Source organism: Virgibacillus siamensis, from assembly GCF_039522605.1.
Taxonomy (GTDB): Bacteria; Bacillota; Bacilli; order Bacillales; family Amphibacillaceae; genus Lentibacillus; species Lentibacillus siamensis.
Map to the genome: position 1 here is coordinate 24,761 of NZ_BAAADS010000025.1, position 21,161 is coordinate 45,921.

Here is a 21,161-nt window from a genome sequence, read left to right on the forward strand (position 1 = left end):
GAATGTATCAAAGCAGTCCTGACCATGTGGCAATCATAATGGATGGAAATGGCAGATGGGGTAAAAAAAGACGTCTGAGCCGAAGTGAAGGCCATTATGCAGGATCAAAGCGTATGGAAGAGATTATTGATGCTGGTATTGTATGTGGTGTTAAGGTCCTGACACTGTATGCCTTTTCCTCGGAAAACTGGTCCAGACCGTCTGATGAGGTTAATTATCTGATGGATTTGCCAGTAAGATTTTTTAATAAAAAACTCCCTGAATTTATGAAGAGAAATATTCAAATCAGGATCTCCGGAAACACATCTCCACTTCCTGATAAAACCCGGAAGGTGCTGGCAAAAGCGGTTTCCCGTACAGAAAATAACACCGGCATTATCGTCAATTTTGCTTTTAATTATGGTGGCAGGGGTGATATTGTGCATGCCGCTAAGAATCTGATTGAGGAAGTTCGAAATGGGAAAATCAGCAAGAATGATATAACCGAAGAAAAAATACAGCAATATTTGTACACAGGGAACCTGCCATCACCCAACATAATCATCCGAACAGGCGGGGAGAAGCGGATAAGCAATTTCCTGCTCTGGCAGTCTGCTGAATCGGATCTGTATTTCTCAGATGCATATTTTCCCGATTTCACAGGGGAAATGTTTGCCGAAGCAATTGGTCAGCAGCAGGTGAACAGTTATTTGAGCGGGTGAGTAAATACAGTAAGTATCGGGAAGTGAGTGGGTATGACAGCCAAAACAATTTGAAGGGGATTTCACATTCCAGTAGTTCGCCGGCTAATCCGCGAACAACGCTAGTCGGAATCACAGGGTTGATTGTGACATTCATTGTTTACTTGCCATATTTTATATAAATGCGTATGAAATTATTTACAACCTGTTCAAGTAAAAAATCAGGAATGATCGTTGTTAAAACTTTTAACTGGGTGTGGTTTAACCGGCCCCATACCCCGGGGAATTTCCTTTATCTCATTCGTTTTTGACTCCAGGGCGTAAACAATATGTTCGACAGCAATAGTCGGATCTATTTTCGTGCCGCATGTATACACGTCGATACTGGCATATCCATGTTCCGGGAAACTGTGGATGGTTAAATGGGATTCTGAAATAATGACAACACCACTAACGCCATGTGGTGCAAATTGATGAAATAGAACATTACGTACCGTGGCACCTGCTTTTATTGCCGCATCTACAAATATGCGCTCCAATAAATTAATATCATTTAATATATCTATGTTACAATCCCATAGTTCCGCTATTACTTGTCTCCCCATTATTTCCATTTAAGACATTCCCTTTGGCATATTTTTTTCCATTTCGTCAATATCGTATATAAAGGAGTATAAATCGTTTTTTTGCTATTTGCAATTGCTGGTTGATCACTTGCTTTTGTAAAAAAATGGTGTGCACATTTTTCCGGATAAAAAAATGTAATTTTATCGTGAAACCTTTATAATGGAAATACGTACTATAAGTGAGGTAAATTATTTTAAGCAATGAGGTGACACGGTGGGTCTGTTTTCTAAAATCTTTTCCAAGAATAAAAAAAGTGAGCCGCCGCCTGAGGAAAGAACGGTGCTATCGATACAGATCGGGGACATTTTAACCTATGATCTGGTTGATTATGAAGTGGTGGGGAAGATCACATATCGGGATGGAAATTATGAATGGTACGGGTATCAGTTGTTGGAAGGACACGATACAATTTGGTTATCCGCAGAAATGGATGATGAACTGGAACTAGGCATTTACAAGAAAATTCAGTTACCATTGTCCAAAACCTTTCCCAAAGAACTCACGTATGAAAATAACACCTATTATTTGGAAGAATCGGGTACGGCAAGGGTTGTTGGAGAAGGAAGAAGCTCTAATTTAAACGGAACAGAAATGAGGTACGCTGATTATACGGACACAGATGCTGCGTATAATATTAGTTTGGAAGAATGGGGGACTGAAATTGAAGCAAGCCTTGGATATCCAGTGGAACCATATGAGATTAAAATTATGGCAGGGTCAATATAACAGGCATTGATCAACCGTACTGTTTGTGAGTAATAAAGTTATAATAGATGTCAACTAAATTTTAGGAGGAATATACGTGTTTAAATTTTTTAAACGAATGTCAACGGTAGTAAGTTCAGAGTTAAATGCCATGCTGGATAAAGCGGAAGATCCGGTAAAAATGCTTGACCAATTCATGCGTGATATGGCTAAGGATATTCGCGAGGTGGAAACTGCTGTTGCAAAACAAATTGCGAATGAAAAAAAGCTGAAACGCAAGCTGGATGACGCTAATGCCATGGTGGAAAAAAGACAGAAGCAAGCTGAACAGGCTATTGAAGCAGGAAATGAAGATTTAGCGCGCCGTGCATTACAGGATAAAAATGATCATGAATCAACCGTAACCACGCTACAGGAGTCTTGGGAACGAGCTAAAACTGATTCTGAATCACTGCGGACCAAATTGGATGAAATGAAAAAAGAATATCAGGAAATGGAGCTTAAAAAGGATTCCTTAAAAGCTCGTGCTGAATCCGCGAAAACACGTACAAAAATTAATCGTACGATGTCATCTATTGGTAATGATGAATCGAAACAAGGCTTTGAACGGATGGAAGAGAAAGTAATGCAGTTTGAAGCAGAAGCGGAAACGAGTGAAGACTTATCTAAAGAAAGCCGCACATTAGATGATGAGTTTGAAGAATTAAATAAGAAGAACGATGTTGATGATGAGTTGGCAGCGTTAAAGGAAAAAATGGGTAAAAAGTAGATGGGCAGAAAAAGGAGCAGCATTGATTGTGGAGTAGGGCTGCTCCTTGTGTCAGAGGGGGATTGATTTGTGAAGAAATGGATGTTGCTGACAGTGATATTGTCCTTTCTATTTTTATTAGCTTCATGTTCTTTTAGGGGAATGCAAGGAGAATCTTTTACAGCGGAAAACATTCCGGATGAGCCTCCAAAAGATGAAATTATAACCGCTATTAAACAGTCTGCAAACGATGAAATGGACGATATTATCGAGTCTAATTTTCCTGAAATGCTTACAGTAGAGGGAGACGGCAATAATGCGGAAGTCTTTGCCACAAAACAATTTAATCTTACGGAGCTTAGTTCTGTCCTTTCTGAAACAATTGAACCAGAGGAAATAAGTGACGTAAAGGACGACCAGCAAATTTTAATTTATCCGGACGATTTCATTACATTGCGGGAAAGTGAAGAGGATCAGGATGTACTGCTGATTGAAGTTGCAAGTGATGAGTTTGTGAGACGAAATTATTCACCGAATTTTTTAAGTACGTATTTTGCTATGAGTTTATTGGGTAATATGTTAGATGTAAATGATTGGGGCAGCCGGCGTCAAGGGAACTACAAGGGGATGGGGAGTTTAAATGTACCCCACCGTGGAAACACAACTTTTAGAGGGGGCGGCCCTGGAGTAGGTAAATAAAGGGGAGGTGAAAATATGGGGCCATATGTGGCTACTATTGTTTATTTTTTTATTTCGGTAATCATTGTGTTAATCGGTTTATTTATTTTTGAGAATATGACCCGGAAATATAAAGATATGGAAGAAGTTAAAAATGGCAATACCGCAGTTGCGTTATCAGTTGTTGGAAAGATAATCGGAATTTGTATTATCTTATCCTTTGCGATCTACAATAGTAATGTTATTTATGAAACAATCATTTGGGGTGCCTTTGGTGTTGTTTTACAAATGATTGCTTATTGGCTGTTTGATATGTTTACTAGGAATTTTTCTGTGGAAGAGCAGCTACATAAAAATAATGTTGCGGTTGGCATTATGTCATTGGGAGTATCAATCGGGCTTGCATTCGTTATCGGTGCATCAATTACGTAAAAAATTGATTTGCGGTCAGGCTTTTGCCCTGGCCGTTTGTCATGTTTCAGTGAGGTTTTGTGGAGTGGATGGAAATTGAATGAAACAGCAATAAGACAAAGCAAAATTATTTATTGGTCATCTGGAATTGTATCGATTTGCGGTATAATTTTTGAGGTGTTATTTGGAGCATTGGGGTCGTACATATTAGGGGATGGTGTTAAGCAATATACACTAACGATTTCTCTTTTCTTGACTGGTATGGGAATTGGAGCTAGTTTAAGCGAAAAGTTCATGAAAAATTTAATCATAACATTTGTGTGGATTGAGTTTGGCGTGGCAATAATCGGCGGGTTTTCCAGTTTTACCATGTTTGGGATTACGGCTTTTGCACCAGCTGGAACCGATGCATTATATATATATATCATCACATTAACTATTGGTGCATTAACAGGGGTTGAACTGCCGATTCTTATCCGTAAAGCGAATGAAATTGGTGTTACTATAAATAAAAGTACAGCCAGAGTATTGTTTTCAGATTATGCTGGTGGGCTGATTGGCGGTTTACTGTTCGTCTTTCTATTCCGTCCTTATTTTGGCATGGTAAAAACTGCATTTTTGGTTGGGTGTATTAATTTAACGGTAGCATTAATTGTTTTGTGGCTATTTCGTAATGAAATTCGTCACTTTGCAGTACATGCGGTTATTGGTGCAGGTATCGGGGTTTTACTATTAATCGGATTATTTTTTGGCGAAGCAATGGCATTCAGTTTTGAACAGAAGCTTTATCAAGATCCGATTATTCATATGGAACAAAGCAAATACCAAAAAATTATCTTAACCAAAGATGGCAAGGATGTAAGACTTTATTTAGATGGATCATTGCAATTTAGTACAATCGATGAGCATCGTTATCATGAAGTGCTTGTCCACCCACCCATGGCCTATGCTGAAAATCCTGAAAATATCCTGATCCTTGGTGGTGGCGATGGCATTGCAGCCAGGGAGGTCCTCAAGTATGACGAAGTGGAACAAATTACACTTGTGGATTTAGATCCAGCAATTATTGAATTAGCCAATTCCAATCAACTTTTACTGGAGACAAATGAAGGCTCATTAAAACGTGATAAAGTACATGTTAAAAATAAAGATGCTTTTCAGTTTTTGGAAAATACAAATGAGTGGTATGATGTCATAATTGTTGACTTACCCGACCCAAATAATGAGAGCCTGAACAAACTTTATACAAGGGAATTCTATTCACTAGTACGGAATCATTTAAAGCCTGGTGGAGCCGCAATGATCCAAGCGACGAGTCCCGTTTTTGCCACAAAGGTTTACTGGACCATTTCAAAAACGGTTGCATCTACTGGATTAAGTATTGAAAATCTTCATGTGGGCGTTCCGAGTTTCGGTAATTGGGGATTCGTTATGGCAAGTCGCGATCCGATTGATCTTAGTAAAACTGAAATATCTGTTCCAACAAAATTTTTAACGGACGATATATTTCCTGCCTTAACCACTTTCGGCAAGGACGAGGATAAGAAAATAGTAGGAAAAAATGGCGAATTGACAGAATTAAAACCGAATACGTTGATAAATCCGCATTTGATTCGAATTTATGAGAGCGCCTGGGAGAACTATTAACATATGCGAACCATTTGGCTTTTATTTGCTTTACAAAAAGATAAGTATCGGAAATCGTAGAAATATAAAAACTGAAAAAGTATTACAAAACGAATGGGTGTCATGCCAGAATAAGAAAGGTGGGTATGGATGTTATTAAGTAAGTTTAACAGAAAAGGTAAAATCTGTGCATTCATAGGAATATGGACTGCTGCTTTCGGAATTGCTTTTAATAGATCGATAGGGATTTCAGACATCCCTGATTTGTTAGCATCGTTTTCCATCCCGCTGATTGTTATTGGTATATTACTATTGATCTTGTCTAATTTCTTCAAAAGGAATCGTGCGGAATAATCTGAAGCAATCAATGAAAGCTGTAATCAACTAACAACATGGCTCAGAGATATAATGGAGGAGTCAGATACCAGTTAGTGGAGAAAAAACAGGGTAACTCCCTGTTTTTTTATGTATGTTTTTAGGATTCATGTTGCAAACTGTATAGAAAAAGGTGACGTTATGACATATATTTCTTCAGTTGGAAAAGGCATTCCAGAGCATGACATGAGTCAACAGGATGTAAAAATGCTTGTTCAGGATATATTCTCGATTTCTGGAAGGGAGGCAAGCCGGTTTCTGCCGGTATTTGATCATGCAAAAATTGAGCACAGGCAGCTTGTGACAGATGCGGATTGGTTCAAAATCGATCATTCATTTAAAGAAAAAAATGATTTGTACCAACAATATGCCCGTGCATACTCGTTGCAAGCCATTGATGATTGTCTTGCCAATTCATCTTTTTTGAACAACACTATACCGTATGAAGCAATAGATTTGATTATTTTTGTGTCGAGTACCGGACTCTCTACACCTTCAATCGATACCTTCTTAATGAATGAACGGCCATTCCGGGAGGATGTTTCCCGCATGCCGTTATGGGGACTTGGCTGTGCTGGCGGAGCAATCGGACTTTCGCGTGCATTCGACTGGTTAACAGCGCATCCGGATAAAAATGCCATTCTCGTTTGCTGTGAGCTGTGCAGTCTGACCTTTCAGAAAGCGGACCGGCAAAAAAGTAATCTCATTGGAACAGCGCTCTTCGGTGACGGTGTTAGTGCAGTATTGTTAATGGGGAGAGATTCACCATACCTTTCCTTTAATCAAAACCATAAACCGTTCATACACCGAACAAGTTCCGCAACAATGAAAAACAGTAATGATGTCATGGGGTGGGATGTGACCAATAACGGCCTGGAAGTAATTTTTTCAAAAAGTATCCCCTCACTTGTAAAATCCTTTTGGAGCAAACATATCAGCACGTTTTTACAAGATAGCCGGCTGACAAAAGAGGAGATACATTCGCTTGTCGCACACCCGGGAGGTATGAAAGTGCTTAAGGCAATGGAGGACGTGCTGCATGTATCTGAGGAAAAATTCAAGCATTCCTATCATGTGCTGCGTGATCATGGAAATATGTCATCCGCAACCGTATTGTATGTACTGGAAAGATGGATGAAGGAAAGCATGCCAAAAAATGAATTAAGTATTGTTTCGGCTTTGGGACCGGGATTCAGTTCCGAAATGCTGTTAATGGAGTGGGATGGATAATGACAATATGGATGTGGCTTTTTATTATAACGGTAATTGCACAGCGGCTGATTGAACTGTATATTGCGAAACAGAATGAGCTTTGGATGAAGGAGAGAGGCGGGGTTGAAAAAGGTGAGAAGCATTATAAATGGTTTATTTTGCTGCATGGTTTCTTCTTCGTGTCTATGATAACGGAAGCTGTAGTTGATGGAAATTCAGTTACGGAAATCAGCTACTTTTGGTTTACCGTTTTTTTGCTTACTCAAATGTGCAGAATTTGGTGTATTCAGGCACTAGGTCCGTTCTGGAATACAAAGGTCATTGTTCTGCCAGGGGTTGCATTAATTCGAAAAGGTCCATATAAGTATGTGAAACATCCGAATTATATTATCGTTGCAATCGAATTGTTCGTTATTCCTTTTATCTTGGGTGCACAGATTACAGCGGTGATTTTTCCAATTCTTCACATACTATTGCTGCGGGTGCGTATCCCCCGGGAGGAAAAAGCATTACGGAATGCGGCAACGTAAAAATCGGGAACAGTTATATTTACTGTTCCCGATTTTTACTGTGAGGTTTTCCATAATCCTGGAATGAATGGTGCAAACCTTCATTTTTTATGCATATATTTAGCAATGTACATGAAAGGTGTATCGATTAGTGCTACTACAAATTTGATAATATATGTTGTTATGAAAATTTCCAGCCAGACTGTCATCGGAAATTGCCCCAGAAATGCGATGGAACAAAAAACGGCGGAGTCCAGAAGCTGACTGAGCATCGTGCTTCCGTTATTCCGGATCCACAAAAATTTATCTGCAGGGAATAATTTGCGCAGTCTGTCGTATATCCACACATCAAAGTACTGACTTACTGCATACGCAGCCAGGCTACCGGCTGCAACCCTTGGAATCATTCCAAAAATCATTTGCAGCGACTCATGGGCGACATCATCCGGAGCTGGGTTAAACACAAGAGATATCTGCATCATTACCGTCATGGCAATCAGTGTTGAAAATCCCATCCAGACTGCCTTTTTGGCATCGTTTTTTCCATATTTTTCATTTAAAATATCCGTGGCCAGATAGGCGGTACCATAAATGATATTTCCAAGTGTCGCTGTCATTCCAAACAGTTCAACCGTTTTTAACACTTGAATATTGGCAATCACTGTGGCCATGCCAACCCAAACAAACAAGCCCATTTTCCCAAACATGCGATAAAAAAGCAGCAGTAATGAAAAATTGAGCAGTGCAAATAAGATCCAAATTAATTCATTTGGCATTTTTCTTCCTCCTTAGTTTTGATAACGCGGGAGTTTGCGAACCGCGTAAAACAACAACGTTTATTATACGGATTCGGTATTAAAAAGGCAAGGTTAAAACTTACTGCGGGCAAGGAATGTAAAACTACGAACAAAAGCGGAAGCGCCCGTTTAGCAACGTACAAAGTGGAGTACTCCGCAATGAGATAAAGGAAACATGCCCTGACAAAGGGTATGCCGACGTTGGCGCGGGAGGCCGGTTTTAGTCGGCCTTCCTTAAAACACGAACCGGTGTTGACTTTCACCACAAGGGTATAAGTGCTACTAAGCCTCTGGTTTCACCAATCGGCAAGTCTTCTTTATCGTAGTGAGGAAGTGTGAAGTTTGGGACTGCGCTAAATGCTCGCCCCACCAAAATCTCTGCTAGTCGCTGGGCGCTGGAGCTGGACGTGGCTGATTAGGGGCCAGTGCATTATTCACATCTACAAAATTTATAATTTCCTGGTAGAGATACCAAAAAAAGCGGTAATCCATTACAGATTACCGCTTTCGTATATGACTTCGTTATTTTTTGATTACGTTTGCAGCTTGTGGGCCACGTTCGCCTTCAACAATTTCAAAGTCAACTTCCTGGCCCTCTTCCAGTGATTTGAAGCCTTCTTCCTGAATTGCGGAATAATGAACGAATACGTCGTTTCCTTCTTCAACCTGGATAAAGCCGTACCCCTTTTCAGCGTTGAACCACTTAACTACTCCATTTTCCATGTGAATAATCCTCCTAAAAACTTTCACGTAAAACGTGGTAATACAAAGGCAGATAAATGAATACCAAAAAAGACACCCTCATATAGAAGTGTAGAATCACATGTACACCTACTTCTATAGAAGCTGTCTGTCAATAATGATTCCATACATCTTCTTTGCTTACGTCTAATATAGCGCATTTTAGGCTGTCAGTCAAGAAAATGTCATGCTTATTTGCGATTTTCTGACTTTTTATACCATGAAATGAATAAACATGTATTTTATAAAATTGAGTGAAAGTTATGTAAAAAACAGGATAAGTACGTTAAACTATAAGTAACCGATAGAGAGGAGTGAGCTTCACGTATGCCTACTGATATCGAAATCGCACAAAATGCTACACTGAAACCGATTGGTGAGATTGCCGAAAATCTTGATCTGGCCGATAGTGACTGGGAACCGTACGGCCACACTAAAGCTAAATTGTCGGACAAACTGTTGGAGAAACTAGAGAAAAAGCAAGACGGAAAAATTATTTTGGTAACTTCCATTAATCCGACACCAGCAGGGGAAGGAAAGTCAACTGTAACTGTCGGTCTCGGACAAGCGCTTAACCGTCTTGGCAAAAAAGCAATTATTGCACTCAGAGAGCCTTCACTTGGTCCGGTTATGGGAATGAAAGGAGGCGCTGCAGGCGGAGGATATTCACAGGTGCTCCCGATGGAAGACATTAACCTGCATTTTACCGGAGATTTGCACGCCATCACAAGCGCCAACAATGCCTTGAGCGCTTTTATTGATAACCATATACATAGAGGGAATGAACTCAATATTGACCCCCGTCGGATTGAATGGAAGCGTGTAATGGACATGAATGATCGCGTTCTCCGGCAAATTGTAGTCGGACTTGGCGGACCGTTGCGCGGTGTCCCAAGAGAAGATGGTTTTAATATTACGGTAGCTTCAGAAATAATGGCAATCCTCTGTTTAGCAACCAGCTTGGAAAATTTGAAAGAACGAATCGCAAAAATTGTTGTTGGTTATACGTATGATGAAGAACCGGTAACCGTCAAAGATCTTAAAATGGAAGGTGCACTTACATTACTGTTGAAGGATGCCATTAAGCCGAACCTTGTCCAGACGGTTGAAAACACACCGGCAATTATACATGGTGGTCCTTTTGCAAATATTGCCCACGGCTGTAACAGCATTATGGCTACCAAAACAGCGGCCAAGCTTGGAGATTACGTTGTTACGGAGTCAGGATTTGGTGCAGACCTCGGACTGGAGAAATTTCTCGATATAAAATCACGAGCAGGTGAATTTGATACGGATGCAGTCGTGATTGTTGCTACTGTCCGAGCATTAAAAATGCATGGCGGCGTTGCAAAAGATGATTTAAAATCAGAGAATATTGATGCCTTAGAAGCAGGCATGGTCAATTTACAGAAGCATATTGAAACAGTTGAGCAATTTGGTCTGCCATATGTTGTTGCCATCAATAAATTCCCGAACGATACAGAAGCGGAAACAGATTACATTACAGACTGGTGTGAAGCAAGAGGAATTGACGCAGCCTTAACTGATATTTGGGCACATGGCGGGGAAGGCGGAATGGAACTGGCCAGAAATGTCGTTCAAACAGCTCAATCACCGGAACGAAATTTTCAGCGAATTTATGAGCTGGAGGATTCCCTCGATACAAAAATACGAAAAATCGCCCAAAAAGTGTATGGTGCTGATGACATTGAACTAACCGCTAAAGCTCAAAAACAGCTTGCTTTTTACGAAAAACAGGGGTGGGGCAATTTACCGGTATGCATGGCAAAAACACAGTATTCCTTATCCGATGACCCGTCATTGCTTGGCAGACCATCCGGTTTTACGATAACTGTCAGGGAATTACGTGCATCCATTGGAGCAGGCTTTATTGTCGTATTAACCGGCGACATGATGACAATGCCCGGTCTGCCTAAAAAACCAGCAGCATTAAATATGGACGTGACCGAAGACGGGAAAATCAGGGGACTATTTTAATGAACAATGAAAATAAACTTACTGCAATCCGGAGGTACGTGTTTTCCATTTTCAACAATGATGCTACAGGGCACGATTTTTATCATATGAAGCGGGTTGCGGATGCAGCAAGAACAATTGCAGAAGCGGAAAATGCGAATTCATTTATTTGTGAGGCTGCTGCCTGGATTCATGATATAGGGGATGGGAAACTATTTGCCGATCAATCTGAAGCAATTAGTGACCTTAGAGCATTTCTCTTGTCCAATGGTGTTACGGAAGATGAAACCCGCAGAATTCTGCAGGCGGCAAAAGATGTATCATTTCGAAAAGGGAACATTCCAGAAACGTTGGAAGGAAAAATTGTTCAGGATGCGGACAGACTTGATGCTATCGGTGCAGTCGGCATTGCCCGAACGTTTGCCTATGGAGGTTCAAAGGGACAATTGATTTGGAACAGCGCGGAAAAAGATAATTCGTCCATTCAACACTTTTATGATAAATTATTGCTTTTAAAGGGATTGATGAATACTGACAGTGCCATCCGGATTGCTGAGGAAAGACATCGCTTTATGGAAATGTATCTGGAACAATTTTTTAGTGAGTGGGGCAGGTGAAAGGTAATTTCCTTTCCACCTGCATCACAGGTTCCTATTTAACAACTCGGGCACCAAGATATCTGGAACTCCAGTATGAATTGCTCAATTTGCTTACTTCCACCCCTCTTGATGTACCTGCATGGATAAATTTCCCATCACCAACATAAATACCCATATGTGAAGGGCCAGGCTGATACGTTTCAAAGAAGACTAGATTGCCAACTGACGGATGCTTCACAGGTACGGTGAAATTCCACGTTTCACTAACGGTTCTGGGCATCACTTTTTCCTGTGTCCGGAAAATATATTGAATAAATCCGCTGCAATCAAATCCGTCGGGACTTTCACCACCCCAGACATATGGCGTGCCAATAAGCGAATATGCCGCATCCACAACATTTGCATAATTGTTTCCGGTAACATCGGCTGTTATAGGCTCTGTCGTTTCTTTCGTATCTTTTATTGTCTTTTGCTCAACTTTTTCCTCTTTATTGGTTTCATACAGTGCCGTCAGGGAGGAGGAAGAAACATCTTCAGTCAAATTAATTTCATGCTCATTCTCCGCAACCTGAAGGGCTTTTTGAGTGAGCGGGCCATAAATTCCATCGATATCACCGGTATAGTAGCCAAAATACTGCAATGATTCCTGAACGGTTTTAACATCCTCACTTTTCATTCCGGGATGGATCGATTCTGACATATCTTTAAGCTTTTCGATTTGTTCTTCTTTCTCTTTCCTGATTAGTTGATGAATAGTTATTCTGTTTGCTGTACCGGTAACGTCCATATTATGCTGATCCTGAAACTTTTTGATTGCGTGCTCGGTCAATATACCAAAGTCATCATCAATTTTATCATCAAAATAAGACAGCTTATGAAGCTTGCGCTGCAGTATTCCTACTCTTTCGTTATGCTGGCCAAATTGAGGTGCCTGTTCCAGCAGTTGTTCATTTTGAATCATCGGATACGCGTCAACGTAGACGGCAAACGGTTGACTTATTGCATAGCTGTAGAGGACGGATTGTTTAATTACGTGTTGGACAGTGCTATAAGGCATGCAAATATATCCCCTTTCCTGAAGTGACTCCTAACCAGATTTATGTCGATTAAATAATAAATATGCTGCTGCCGGTTTTACGTTTATGTTACAATGGATTTAATTAAATATGTTCGGTATGGAGGGGAACAACATGCAATATGGCGAGCAGGCTTATTTAGAGCTATGCAGACAGGTATTGGAACACGGAAATAAGAAAGCGGATCGGACAAATACAGGCACGTACTCCGTATTCGGACGCCAGATGCGATTTGATTTAAGTGAAGGATTTCCGCTCCTGACAACCAAAAAAGTGCCATTTCGACTTATTGCAAGCGAATTACTATGGTTTATCAAAGGGGATACGAACATCCGCTATCTTTTGCAAAACAACAATAATATCTGGAATGAATGGGCATTTAAAAAATGGGTGGAAAGCGCAGAATATGATGGCCCGGATATGACGGATTTCGGAAATCGCAGTCAACGTGATCCTGAATTCAATAAGAAATACCAGGAACAAATGGCCATCTTTAAAAAACGAATACTTCAGGATGATTCATTTGCACATAAATACGGTGATTTGGGCAATGTATATGGAAAACAATGGAGAGACTGGAAGACGTCCAACGATGAGACCATTGACCAACTGAAGCAAGTGTTGGACTCGCTGCAAAACCAACCTGATTCCAGAAGGCATATTGTAACGGCTTGGAATCCGGAAGATGTTCCAAACATGGCACTTCCGCCTTGTCACACATTATTTCAATTTTATGTTGCCGATGGGAAATTGTCATGTCAGCTTTACCAGCGCAGTGCTGATATATTTCTGGGAGTACCATTTAATATAGCCAGTTATGCACTATTAACTTACCTGATTGCCCATGAATGTAATCTTGTACCAGGCGAATTTGTTCATACATTGGGAGATGCACATATTTACACCAATCATGTGGACCAGGTAAAAACGCAACTAGGCCGTGACATCAAACCGCTGCCGAAACTTCTTATCAATCAGGACAAGCAATCGATATTTGACTTTGAACTGACTGATTTTAAGCTGGAGAATTATAATCCGCATCCATCGATTAAAGCGCCGATTGCTGTGTAACATACAAAGGGAGGATCGATAGTTATGATTTCATTGCTTGTTGCCATGGATAAAAATAAAACAATCGGACTGAACAACGATCTGCCATGGCATTTACCGAACGATTTGAAATTTTTTAAGCAAAAATCCACTGGGAACACGATTATCATGGGCAGAAAAACGTATGAATCAATGGGAAAGCCACTCCCAAACCGCAAAAATGTCGTGTTAACAAAAAAACAAATGGATTTTCCCGATGAAGTGAACGTAATCCATGACGTTGACACAATTTATGATTGGAATAATGATAACCCGGAAAAGGAGTTATTGGTCATTGGTGGAGCCAACATATTCAAACAGGTGTTACCATATGCTGACCGAATGTATATAACGTGGATTGAAGCATCATTTGAAGGAGATACCTTCTTTCCGGATTTTTCTCCGTCTAACTGGAAGCTGACATCGAAAGTAAAAGGAGAAAAAAATGAAAAAAACCCTTATGAGTATTACTTTCTGCAGTATGATCGAAAAGACCAGGATGCTGAATCATGAATCCTTTTGGAATTATTTTATCAGGCGGAAAATCATCCCGTATGGGAACCGATAAATCGCTCCTGCCGCTTGGAAATAAACTGGTGATCGAACATATAGCAACGAAAATGAAAGGAATTACGTCGCAGCAGGCAATCATCACAAATACTCCGGAAAAATATGCATTTCTCAATATGGAAAAGTATTCTGACCGGCATCCAGGGAAGGGTCCGCTCGCAGGTTTGGAATCAGCGCTATATCACATCGATGCACCTGTTTTTGTTTGTGCTGCTTGCGATATGCCATATATCAGTGCGGAAGTATACAATAGATTGCTCCATGAACTTGGACATTATGATGCTGTCGTTCCGGTCTATAATAAACGAATACATCCATTATCCGGAATATATACGAGAGGGATACTGCCGTTAATTCAGCAGCAATTGGAGCGGGATCAGTTGAAAGTAAAAGACGTATTCCGTTTCATAAATGTTTATTATGCAGATAATTTCACCGGAATTGCGAAAGATACACTTAAGAAGCATTTTTTTAATATGAACCATCCCGGACAGTATGAGGAAGCAAAACAATTTTAAGTTGTTAATCTGTGGAATTTCATGTTAAACTAAAGACGCTTGCACGAGCTGTTTTTATGAATCAGGAATGATAATTAATAAACTGTCCAATAATACATATAAAGAGGGTGTTTTGATGCTGGCAAATATAGGTTTTCCAGGTCTTATTCTTATACTGATTATCGCGTTGGTTGTATTCGGACCAAAAAAACTTCCGGAAATTGGAAAAGCTGCTGGTAACACGTTGCGTGAATTCAAGAAATCAGCACGTGATTTGACTGGTGATGCGACAGACGAAATTAAAGAAGCCCGTGATATGATCAAAAGTGAAGAAAGCAAATAATTTATTGGAGTGATTCTGCATGTTAAGCAATATTGGTATTCCCGGATTAATCTTAATTCTGGTTATTGCGTTAATTGTCTTCGGACCGTCGAAATTACCGGAAATCGGCAAAGCTGTTGGTGGATCACTGAAAGAATTCAAAAAAGCAACAAAGGATATTGTTTCAGATGATGACGCAGATGATAAACATAAATCATCAAACAAATAGTTAACTTCTGATGGTGTAGGGGATTCCTTACATCTTCTTTTATGCCTGAGTACTGGGAGTGTGAAAAATGTCTGGAGAAAAACAGTATGATGATGAAAAGGAAATGAATCTAGTTGGGCATTTATCTGAATTACGAAACAGGCTGATTGTTACCGCGGTAATATTTATTGCTTTATTTTTCATTGGATTTGTTTATGTAAAGGATATCTACCACTTTTTCGTAAAAGATCTTGGCTTTACTTTAAATATTACAGGGTTGACCGATACAGTATCTGTTTATATTACAATGGCAGGATTGGTAGCAATTATTGGAACGCTGCCGGTACTTTGTCTGCAGATTTGGCTGTTTATCAGACCGGGATTGACTAAGCAGGAGCAAAAAGCATCGTTACCCTATATTCCGGCAGTTTTTCTATTGTTTGTTGCCGGATTGACTTTCGGCTACATTGTGTTCATTGAACTTATTGTTCCGTTTTTGCTTTCCTTGAATGAAGGAATGTTTAATGAAATATTTACATATGACCGATACTTTAAATTACTTTTCCGGGTAATTGTCCCATTTGCAGTCCTTTTTGAAATTCCGGTGATCACCATGTTTTTGACGAGTCTTGGCATTCTGACACCAGCCTTTATGCGGAAAACGCGGAAATATGCCTATTTAATTCTGGCAATCGTTGGTGCAGCAATTACACCGCCTGATTTTGTACTGCAAATTGTAGTTGCAATCCCGTTGATCCTTTTGTATGAAATCAGTATCTATCTATCAGGTATAGTGTATCGCAGAAAACTGAAAAAACATCAGGAATTTATGGAAAACGATTGAGGTGCATGTTATGCGTTCATTTTACCATTATATGATGACTTATCGGGGAAAGAAGCAAGCTGATGCTAAAAGCAATTTGGCCGATTGGATGTTCTATGATCATGACTTTCCGAAACATTCAACGGACTATGATGAAATCAGCAACTATCTTGAATGGAACAGCCCGTTCACAAATGCTTTGCAGGTCTTTGACGAACTCTGGGATGACTATAATAATGACTGATTTATTTAAGAGGTTGGGACAAATCAGAAAGTGAGATCAAAAGCCGAACGATTCAAGGGAATAGCGTAGGAAATATACGTATATTCCAGCGGGAGAAAAGGCCTAGATGAGACCCCGCAGTGCGTAAGCACGAGGAGGACTCAACAGCCGCCCGCGGTAAAGAAGACACAGCGAAAGTGATTTTCTTGATCTGATGTCGCACTTATGCTCGAAAGTGAAAGCGGAGTATATTTCCAGAGCGGCTGAACCTATCACGTTAATTCGTCTTTTCTTTTGACAAAACACTTTTTGTCCCAGCCTCTTCATTATTAAAAAAACAAAATTAAACAAACGTTTGATTAAGTGATGCAACATGATGTTTTATAATAGGAAGACAACTTCTGTCAGAATTCGTCATTATACGTTAAATAAACGTTTGAATATGTAGTTTTTTGCGGTTGCCCGGGAAATATTAACAGAATTATTGGTCAAATACATTGTATTTCACTTGCTGATGCACGGTGATAGCCTACACTATTTCGTGTTTATTACGTACAATAACCTAGAATATAAATCGCGAAAAGAGGGATTATGATGGTATGGCCAATGCAGCAGCAACCCGAGAGAAATTATATTGGAAATTTTCCGTTTGACCAGCAAATGCCACCGGATAACAGAATGAATCGAATGATGCCTGCCCAAAAGATACAAAGTTTCCTTTCACCTGAACGGATCGGTACGATAACAAATACACTGACTAAAGTTCAGCAGGTTCTAAAAACGGTCGAAAATGCTGCACCAATTATCCAACAGTATGGTCCAATGGTTAAAAATCTCCCGATGATGTTCAAAATCATGAAGGCATTAAAGGAAAACGATGGTACGGAGGTTGATGAGGATGAAAGCATGGCAGAAAATATGGAAGAGGAGTCCTTTCATGAGGATGAAGCGGAATTTACGGGAAGCTCCCAACCGAAATTGTTTATTTAGTTTAGATTTCCAGGCACACAACTTGATTTTTTAACCAAAAAACGAAAAAATAAAGATATACGCAATAAGTAATAAATGATGGAGGTTCGTGATACATGGATTCTCAAATAAAACATGCAACTTTTGCCGGCGGGTGTTTCTGGTGTATGGTTGAACCTTTCGATCAGCGACCAGGTATTGTAAATATCACTTCCGGTTATACAGGAGGCACGGTAGCCAACCCAACTTACGAACAGGTATGTTCTGATACAACAGGTCATGTGGAAGCAGTACAGATTGCTTTTTATCCGGAAGTCATGCCATATGAGCAGTTAGTTGAGACGTTTTGGCAGCAGATTGACCCAACCGATGCAGGCGGACAATTTAATGACCGGGGAGAACCATACCAGACCGCTATTTTTTACCATGATGAACAGCAAAAAAAGATTGCGGAAGCATCCAAGGAACGACTGGAGAAGAGCGGAAAGTTTTCCAAACCAATTGTCACTCCGGTCCTACCGGCGAAAACATTTTATGAAGCTGAAGAGAATCATCAGGATTACTATAAGAAACAGCCATTTCATTATAAATTATATAAAAAGGGATCAGGAAGGGAGGACTTTATCATGAAAAACTGGCGACAAACACCGGATAAAAAAGATTTGAAGAAACGCCTTACACCCATTCAATATGCTGTGACACAGGAGAACGGCACCGAACGGCCGTTTGAAAATGAATATTGGAATAAGAAATCTGATGGCATTTATGTTGACATCGTTTCCGGTAATGTCCTATTCTCTTCCTTGGATAAATTCGAGTCTGACTGTGGTTGGCCAAGCTTTTCCAAACCAATCGACCCATATCAGGTTACGGAAAATACCGATACCACTCACGGAATGATTCGGACGGAGGTTCGGAGCAAACATGCTGATTCACATCTTGGGCATGTTTTTGAGGATGGACCGAAAGACAGGGGAGGATTGCGCTACTGCATGAATTCTGCCGCAATGCGATTTATTCCAAAAGAAGAATTGGAACAGGAAGGGTATGGTGAATACCTAAAATTATTTAATTAGACTATTTCACAATATGCAGGAGGATACAGATGATTCACATCAATTGGGAAAATCGCCAAACGGTTAAACAAGTGGAATGTATACATGCTGACGCAAAGAAGTTTATTGTTCATAATAAACTGACCCCAGGTAAACAATATGATGTAAAAAATGAAACGGACGAATTTTACTTTATCATTGATAACAGCAATCGCGTCGGTGGATTTTACAAAGATTATTTTAAAGAAATAAACTAGGATAAATAGCAGGCATTAAGACCTGCTATTTTTGTTTGCAGATAAAAAAGTATAAAACTTTCTTACTGCATAAGTGCAACTATGGCTGTCACCTAAAGGCTTGGTGACAACCAAGTTTTCTAATAATTTTTATTCAAAAATTGTTTTATATCCTACCTATTAATGCTATACTTATATTATTATTTTCAAAATATTGAATAGGTTCCATCTAAACTACTGGAGAGGAGCTGGATCATCTTGAAAAATTTAATTATAGTCCGACACTGTTTGGCTGATGGTCAGCACAAAGATTCACCACTGACAGACGTTGGAATGAGGCAGGCGCATCTGTTGTCGGTATTCTTGGCAGAAAATGAATTCGCAATTGATAAAATCATTTCCAGTCCTTATCTGCGGGCAATTGAAAGCATCCGGCCTTATGCTGAAAAAAAAGATTTAACAATTAACACCGATGATCGGCTGCAGGAACGTATATTAAGCAATGAACCAGTAGACGACTGGATGGAAGTACTCGAACAATCCTTCTCAGACCCGAATTTTAGACTTCCCGGGGGAGAATCCGGAAATGATGTTATGAAACGGACAAATGAACTGATTAATAATTTGCGTTCCGAACCAGATATTTCAAATGTATTACTGGTCAGTCACGGGAACCTTATTGCACTTCTGTTAAGCAGATTTAATCCGGACTTTGGATTTGAGGGATGGAAAAACCTGCAAAACCCGGATGTTTTCCTGATTAATTTGGAAGAAAAGAATCACATTGTTAAAAGTTTGTGGTCTAATTAAAATGACATGTACAGATTGGCCAGCATTATTCCCAAGCTTTCCTGGTATATTTCCTCAAATTGTGCAAATGGCAGCGGGTTAACGCCAGTTCCCAACTCGATTGTAAAGCCTGGCTGCCTGAAATCCTGTATATACCAATCTTTATATCCGGCATAATTGTCAATATATCTAACCTGTTTATAACCGCTTACACGAGCGTATTCATTTACGATAACCTCGGAAATGGGGGGCTCCAATCCTTCAATCCCCCAATAGATTTCTTCCCCCTGCGTATGAAATGCGTTTAACCGCAAAAAATTCCTATCATTTGCTAAATTAGCCATGGCAATTGATTCCGGTTCGGATAAAGGGTGTAATCCGGGATAATCTCTTGGTTGTGGGGAATCCGGCTTGCGTTCAGCTTCAATCTGCCAGAGAGCCGGGAATTGATTATTCAAATCGACCCCTTTAATATTGGCTTTCCAATTCGTAAAGTCATTGCTCTGATCATTCATTGCCAATACTTTTTCCTGGAAATTCCCTGCTGATGATGCACCGTTTAGTACAAGGTTTACCCCATCCGGATTTACCATGGGAACAATTGACAAGGTTGTTTCATTAAATAATGGAAGCATTTTTAAATTGCGTATGGGGCGATTATTTGTAATAGCAAGTACATATTCATTCACAAACCGCATGATCGTTGAAGTTGTAATCCACTCATTTGCGTGAAAAGAACCATCTATATGAACTTGTTTATTGCCGCTTCCAATCTGCAGTTCAACAAGGTCTTTTCCCATAACCGAATTGCCTATGGATTGCCTGCCTATAAAGGGATACACTTCCAAAAGACTATTAATGTCGGTTTCCATTTTATTGAATGTATAACGGTCAAAATTAGAAATCAGCATCTGATTAACACGTTCTGGAATACGAATGGTTTGCCCAATCTGCAAGTTATCAGCATCAATCGATGGGTTTGCCAATTCAAGCATTTCAACTGGAATGTTGTATTGGTTTGCCAGTTTCCAAAAAGTATCGTTAACTGTAATCATATGATTATTGCTCCGGTATCCCGGAATTTGTACACGCTGTCCTGCAGTTAGTTGTTTAGGATTGGTTTGCTGGTTGGACTGTTCAATTAAAACAAGAGGTATGTCAAACAGTTGACTGTAGTACCAGAATGTATCGCCAGGACGTATTAACACTTCCATCTGCATTCGCTCCTCTTTTCCTCGATATAATAAATAGTATGTATGGACAATTGACTATGTGTATTTAGGTTGAAACAATTAGTGATTTTAGATAGTATTATTATATATTCAATGATAGTGCTCGCTATTCGAAGGAGGAGATTTATTTGGCATTTGTCATTACATCACCATGTAAAAATGAAAAATCAGGCGAATGTGTTGAAGTTTGTCCTGTAGATTGCATAGAAGAAGGCAAAGATATGTTTTACATTGATCCGGATATCTGTATTGATTGTGGCGCGTGTGAAGCTGTCTGTCCCGTTGAAGCCATATATATGGAAGATGAAGTACCTGAAGAGGAAAATGAATACATCGCATTGAATCGTAAGTTTTATGAAGAAAATTAGCCATAAAACGAAGCCGCTG

Annotated in this window: 27 protein-coding genes; 22 read left to right on the top strand and 5 right to left on the bottom strand. The window is 39.8% G+C overall.

The features are described 5' to 3' along the window. The first annotated feature begins 2 nt into the window (after nucleotides 1–2). Nucleotides 3–701: a polyprenyl diphosphate synthase gene (gene uppS, locus ABD010_RS15365; protein WP_343814995.1), complete on the top strand. Its 699-nt coding sequence runs from the start codon at nucleotides 3–5 to the stop codon at nucleotides 699–701. Between the two features lie 200 nt (nucleotides 702–901). Here the strand turns inward: uppS and speD are convergent, their stop codons facing one another. Next, nucleotides 902–1,294 carry an adenosylmethionine decarboxylase gene (gene speD, locus ABD010_RS15370; RefSeq protein WP_343814998.1) on the bottom strand — a complete coding sequence of 131 codons (393 nt, stop codon included), beginning with the start codon at nucleotides 1,292–1,294 and terminating at the stop codon, nucleotides 902–904. 226 nt (nucleotides 1,295–1,520) lie between these two features. On the opposite strand from speD, the gene ABD010_RS15375 reads away from it, so the two are divergent. The 7 genes from ABD010_RS15375 (at nucleotide 1,521) to ABD010_RS15405 (ending at nucleotide 7,592) form a co-directional block, all read left to right on the top strand. Next, complete coding sequence (locus ABD010_RS15375) at nucleotides 1,521–2,033, top strand: DUF4178 domain-containing protein (RefSeq protein WP_343815001.1); 513 nt, start codon at nucleotides 1,521–1,523, stop codon at nucleotides 2,031–2,033. A gap of 76 nt (nucleotides 2,034–2,109) precedes the next feature. Further along, nucleotides 2,110–2,781: a PspA/IM30 family protein gene (locus ABD010_RS15380; protein ID WP_343815004.1), complete on the top strand. Its 672-nt coding sequence runs from the start codon at nucleotides 2,110–2,112 to the stop codon at nucleotides 2,779–2,781. 69 nt (nucleotides 2,782–2,850) lie between these two features. Next, on the top strand, nucleotides 2,851–3,459 hold the full coding sequence (locus tag ABD010_RS15385) for a DUF4247 domain-containing protein (protein ID WP_343815007.1): 609 nt from the start codon (nucleotides 2,851–2,853) through the stop codon (nucleotides 3,457–3,459). A 15-nt stretch (nucleotides 3,460–3,474) separates the two neighbouring features. Beyond that, on the top strand, nucleotides 3,475–3,870 hold the full coding sequence (locus ABD010_RS15390) for a DUF350 domain-containing protein (protein WP_343815010.1): 396 nt from the start codon (nucleotides 3,475–3,477) through the stop codon (nucleotides 3,868–3,870). Between the two features lie 75 nt (nucleotides 3,871–3,945). Then, the gene (locus ABD010_RS15395; protein WP_343815013.1) at nucleotides 3,946–5,496 is read left to right on the top strand and encodes a polyamine aminopropyltransferase; all 1,551 of its coding nucleotides are present in this window, start codon (nucleotides 3,946–3,948) and stop codon (nucleotides 5,494–5,496) included. A 495-nt stretch (nucleotides 5,497–5,991) separates the two neighbouring features. Next, a complete protein-coding gene (locus ABD010_RS15400) occupies nucleotides 5,992–7,080 on the top strand; it encodes a type III polyketide synthase (protein WP_343815016.1) in 1,089 nt (362 codons plus the stop codon). Further along, the gene (locus ABD010_RS15405; protein WP_343815019.1) at nucleotides 7,080–7,592 is read left to right on the top strand and encodes an isoprenylcysteine carboxyl methyltransferase family protein; all 513 of its coding nucleotides are present in this window, start codon (nucleotides 7,080–7,082) and stop codon (nucleotides 7,590–7,592) included. Before ABD010_RS15400 ends, ABD010_RS15405 begins: the two co-directional genes overlap by 1 nt. A gap of 80 nt (nucleotides 7,593–7,672) precedes the next feature. Here ABD010_RS15405 and ABD010_RS15410 read toward each other — a convergent pair whose 3' ends face one another. Beyond that, complete coding sequence (locus ABD010_RS15410) at nucleotides 7,673–8,347, bottom strand: queuosine precursor transporter (protein WP_343815022.1); 675 nt, start codon at nucleotides 8,345–8,347, stop codon at nucleotides 7,673–7,675. 543 nt (nucleotides 8,348–8,890) lie between these two features. Further along, complete coding sequence (locus ABD010_RS15415; RefSeq protein ID WP_343815026.1) at nucleotides 8,891–9,091, bottom strand: cold-shock protein; 201 nt, start codon at nucleotides 9,089–9,091, stop codon at nucleotides 8,891–8,893. Between the two features lie 345 nt (nucleotides 9,092–9,436). Here ABD010_RS15415 and ABD010_RS15420 point away from each other — a divergent pair, with 345 nt between their 5' ends. Together ABD010_RS15420 and ABD010_RS15425 are read left to right on the top strand one after the other, a co-directional pair. Then, complete coding sequence (locus ABD010_RS15420; RefSeq protein ID WP_343815028.1) at nucleotides 9,437–11,107, top strand: formate--tetrahydrofolate ligase; 1,671 nt, start codon at nucleotides 9,437–9,439, stop codon at nucleotides 11,105–11,107. Then, on the top strand, nucleotides 11,107–11,703 hold the full coding sequence (locus tag ABD010_RS15425) for an HD domain-containing protein (RefSeq protein WP_343815031.1): 597 nt from the start codon (nucleotides 11,107–11,109) through the stop codon (nucleotides 11,701–11,703). The genes ABD010_RS15420 and ABD010_RS15425 overlap by 1 nt, the downstream gene beginning before the upstream one ends. Nucleotides 11,704–11,737: 34 nt before the next feature. On the opposite strand, the gene ABD010_RS15430 is transcribed toward ABD010_RS15425, so the two are convergent. Further along, nucleotides 11,738–12,742 carry a C40 family peptidase gene (locus ABD010_RS15430; protein ID WP_343815033.1) on the bottom strand — a complete coding sequence of 335 codons (1,005 nt, stop codon included), beginning with the start codon at nucleotides 12,740–12,742 and terminating at the stop codon, nucleotides 11,738–11,740. Between the two features lie 133 nt (nucleotides 12,743–12,875). On the opposite strand from ABD010_RS15430, the gene ABD010_RS15435 reads away from it, so the two are divergent. The 11 genes from ABD010_RS15435 to ABD010_RS15485 all read left to right on the top strand — a co-directional run bounded on the left by ABD010_RS15435 (nucleotide 12,876) and on the right by ABD010_RS15485 (nucleotide 19,563). After that, a complete protein-coding gene (locus ABD010_RS15435; RefSeq protein WP_343815036.1) occupies nucleotides 12,876–13,832 on the top strand; it encodes a thymidylate synthase in 957 nt (318 codons plus the stop codon). Nucleotides 13,833–13,856: 24 nt separating this feature from the next. Beyond that, complete coding sequence (locus ABD010_RS15440; protein ID WP_343815038.1) at nucleotides 13,857–14,363, top strand: dihydrofolate reductase; 507 nt, start codon at nucleotides 13,857–13,859, stop codon at nucleotides 14,361–14,363. Next, the gene (gene mobA, locus ABD010_RS15445) at nucleotides 14,360–14,938 is read left to right on the top strand and encodes a molybdenum cofactor guanylyltransferase (protein WP_343815040.1); all 579 of its coding nucleotides are present in this window, start codon (nucleotides 14,360–14,362) and stop codon (nucleotides 14,936–14,938) included. The genes ABD010_RS15440 and mobA overlap by 4 nt, the downstream gene beginning before the upstream one ends. Before the next feature lie 115 nt (nucleotides 14,939–15,053). Further along, nucleotides 15,054–15,260 carry a twin-arginine translocase TatA/TatE family subunit gene (locus ABD010_RS15450; protein WP_343815043.1) on the top strand — a complete coding sequence of 69 codons (207 nt, stop codon included), beginning with the start codon at nucleotides 15,054–15,056 and terminating at the stop codon, nucleotides 15,258–15,260. 19 nt (nucleotides 15,261–15,279) lie between these two features. Next, nucleotides 15,280–15,468 carry a twin-arginine translocase TatA/TatE family subunit gene (gene tatA / locus ABD010_RS15455; RefSeq protein ID WP_343815046.1) on the top strand — a complete coding sequence of 63 codons (189 nt, stop codon included), beginning with the start codon at nucleotides 15,280–15,282 and terminating at the stop codon, nucleotides 15,466–15,468. A gap of 67 nt (nucleotides 15,469–15,535) precedes the next feature. Further along, the gene (gene tatC, locus ABD010_RS15460) at nucleotides 15,536–16,291 is read left to right on the top strand and encodes a twin-arginine translocase subunit TatC (RefSeq protein ID WP_343815047.1); all 756 of its coding nucleotides are present in this window, start codon (nucleotides 15,536–15,538) and stop codon (nucleotides 16,289–16,291) included. A gap of 10 nt (nucleotides 16,292–16,301) precedes the next feature. Next, nucleotides 16,302–16,514: a YozE family protein gene (locus ABD010_RS15465; protein ID WP_343815050.1), complete on the top strand. Its 213-nt coding sequence runs from the start codon at nucleotides 16,302–16,304 to the stop codon at nucleotides 16,512–16,514. A gap of 570 nt (nucleotides 16,515–17,084) precedes the next feature. Further along, nucleotides 17,085–17,483 (top strand): VrrA/YqfQ family protein, encoded by a 399-nt coding sequence (gene vrrA / locus ABD010_RS15470; protein ID WP_343815053.1) that lies wholly within the window; start codon nucleotides 17,085–17,087, stop codon nucleotides 17,481–17,483. Between the two features lie 95 nt (nucleotides 17,484–17,578). Beyond that, nucleotides 17,579–18,538 carry a peptide-methionine (S)-S-oxide reductase MsrA gene (gene msrA, locus ABD010_RS15475; RefSeq protein ID WP_343815055.1) on the top strand — a complete coding sequence of 320 codons (960 nt, stop codon included), beginning with the start codon at nucleotides 17,579–17,581 and terminating at the stop codon, nucleotides 18,536–18,538. Nucleotides 18,539–18,567: 29 nt separating this feature from the next. Further along, nucleotides 18,568–18,774: a DUF6501 family protein gene (locus ABD010_RS15480; protein WP_343815058.1), complete on the top strand. Its 207-nt coding sequence runs from the start codon at nucleotides 18,568–18,570 to the stop codon at nucleotides 18,772–18,774. A 237-nt stretch (nucleotides 18,775–19,011) separates the two neighbouring features. After that, a complete protein-coding gene (locus ABD010_RS15485; RefSeq protein ID WP_343815061.1) occupies nucleotides 19,012–19,563 on the top strand; it encodes a histidine phosphatase family protein in 552 nt (183 codons plus the stop codon). Here ABD010_RS15485 and ABD010_RS15490 read toward each other — a convergent pair. After that, nucleotides 19,560–20,756, bottom strand: coding sequence for a M14 family metallopeptidase (locus ABD010_RS15490; protein WP_343815063.1), 1,197 nt, complete (start codon nucleotides 20,754–20,756; stop codon nucleotides 19,560–19,562). The genes ABD010_RS15485 and ABD010_RS15490 overlap by 4 nt on opposite strands. A gap of 146 nt (nucleotides 20,757–20,902) precedes the next feature. On the opposite strand from ABD010_RS15490, the gene ABD010_RS15495 reads away from it, so the two are divergent. Continuing rightward, nucleotides 20,903–21,142 (top strand): DUF362 domain-containing protein, encoded by a 240-nt coding sequence (locus ABD010_RS15495; protein ID WP_174613540.1) that lies wholly within the window; start codon nucleotides 20,903–20,905, stop codon nucleotides 21,140–21,142. Nucleotides 21,143–21,161 lie beyond the last annotated feature (19 nt).

Bases quoted from the DNA above. Each gene is read 5' to 3' on its own strand.
- ABD010_RS15490 (WP_343815063.1), bottom strand. From the start codon at position 20,756: ATGGAAGTGTTAATACGTCCTGGCGATACATTCTGGTACTACAGTCAA.
- speD (WP_343814998.1), bottom strand. From the start codon at position 1,294: ATGGAAATAATGGGGAGACAAGTAATAGCGGAACTATGGGATTGTAAC.
- ABD010_RS15415 (WP_343815026.1), bottom strand. From the start codon at position 9,091: ATGGAAAATGGAGTAGTTAAGTGGTTCAACGCTGAAAAGGGGTACGGC.
- tatC (WP_343815047.1), top strand. From the start codon at position 15,536: ATGTCTGGAGAAAAACAGTATGATGATGAAAAGGAAATGAATCTAGTT.
- ABD010_RS15465 (WP_343815050.1), top strand. From the start codon at position 16,302: ATGCGTTCATTTTACCATTATATGATGACTTATCGGGGAAAGAAGCAA.
- msrA (WP_343815055.1), top strand. From the start codon at position 17,579: ATGGATTCTCAAATAAAACATGCAACTTTTGCCGGCGGGTGTTTCTGG.
- ABD010_RS15480 (WP_343815058.1), top strand. From the start codon at position 18,568: ATGATTCACATCAATTGGGAAAATCGCCAAACGGTTAAACAAGTGGAA.
- ABD010_RS15435 (WP_343815036.1), top strand. From the start codon at position 12,876: ATGCAATATGGCGAGCAGGCTTATTTAGAGCTATGCAGACAGGTATTG.
- vrrA (WP_343815053.1), top strand. From the start codon at position 17,085: ATGATGGTATGGCCAATGCAGCAGCAACCCGAGAGAAATTATATTGGA.
- ABD010_RS15420 (WP_343815028.1), top strand. From the start codon at position 9,437: ATGCCTACTGATATCGAAATCGCACAAAATGCTACACTGAAACCGATT.
- tatA (WP_343815046.1), top strand. From the start codon at position 15,280: ATGTTAAGCAATATTGGTATTCCCGGATTAATCTTAATTCTGGTTATT.
- ABD010_RS15440 (WP_343815038.1), top strand. From the start codon at position 13,857: ATGATTTCATTGCTTGTTGCCATGGATAAAAATAAAACAATCGGACTG.
- ABD010_RS15430 (WP_343815033.1), bottom strand. From the start codon at position 12,742: ATGCCTTATAGCACTGTCCAACACGTAATTAAACAATCCGTCCTCTAC.
- mobA (WP_343815040.1), top strand. From the start codon at position 14,360: ATGAATCCTTTTGGAATTATTTTATCAGGCGGAAAATCATCCCGTATG.
- ABD010_RS15425 (WP_343815031.1), top strand. From the start codon at position 11,107: ATGAACAATGAAAATAAACTTACTGCAATCCGGAGGTACGTGTTTTCC.
- uppS (WP_343814995.1), top strand. From the start codon at position 3: ATGTATCAAAGCAGTCCTGACCATGTGGCAATCATAATGGATGGAAAT.
- ABD010_RS15390 (WP_343815010.1), top strand. From the start codon at position 3,475: ATGGGGCCATATGTGGCTACTATTGTTTATTTTTTTATTTCGGTAATC.
- ABD010_RS15400 (WP_343815016.1), top strand. From the start codon at position 5,992: ATGACATATATTTCTTCAGTTGGAAAAGGCATTCCAGAGCATGACATG.
- ABD010_RS15450 (WP_343815043.1), top strand. From the start codon at position 15,054: ATGCTGGCAAATATAGGTTTTCCAGGTCTTATTCTTATACTGATTATC.
- ABD010_RS15405 (WP_343815019.1), top strand. From the start codon at position 7,080: ATGACAATATGGATGTGGCTTTTTATTATAACGGTAATTGCACAGCGG.
- ABD010_RS15410 (WP_343815022.1), bottom strand. From the start codon at position 8,347: ATGCCAAATGAATTAATTTGGATCTTATTTGCACTGCTCAATTTTTCA.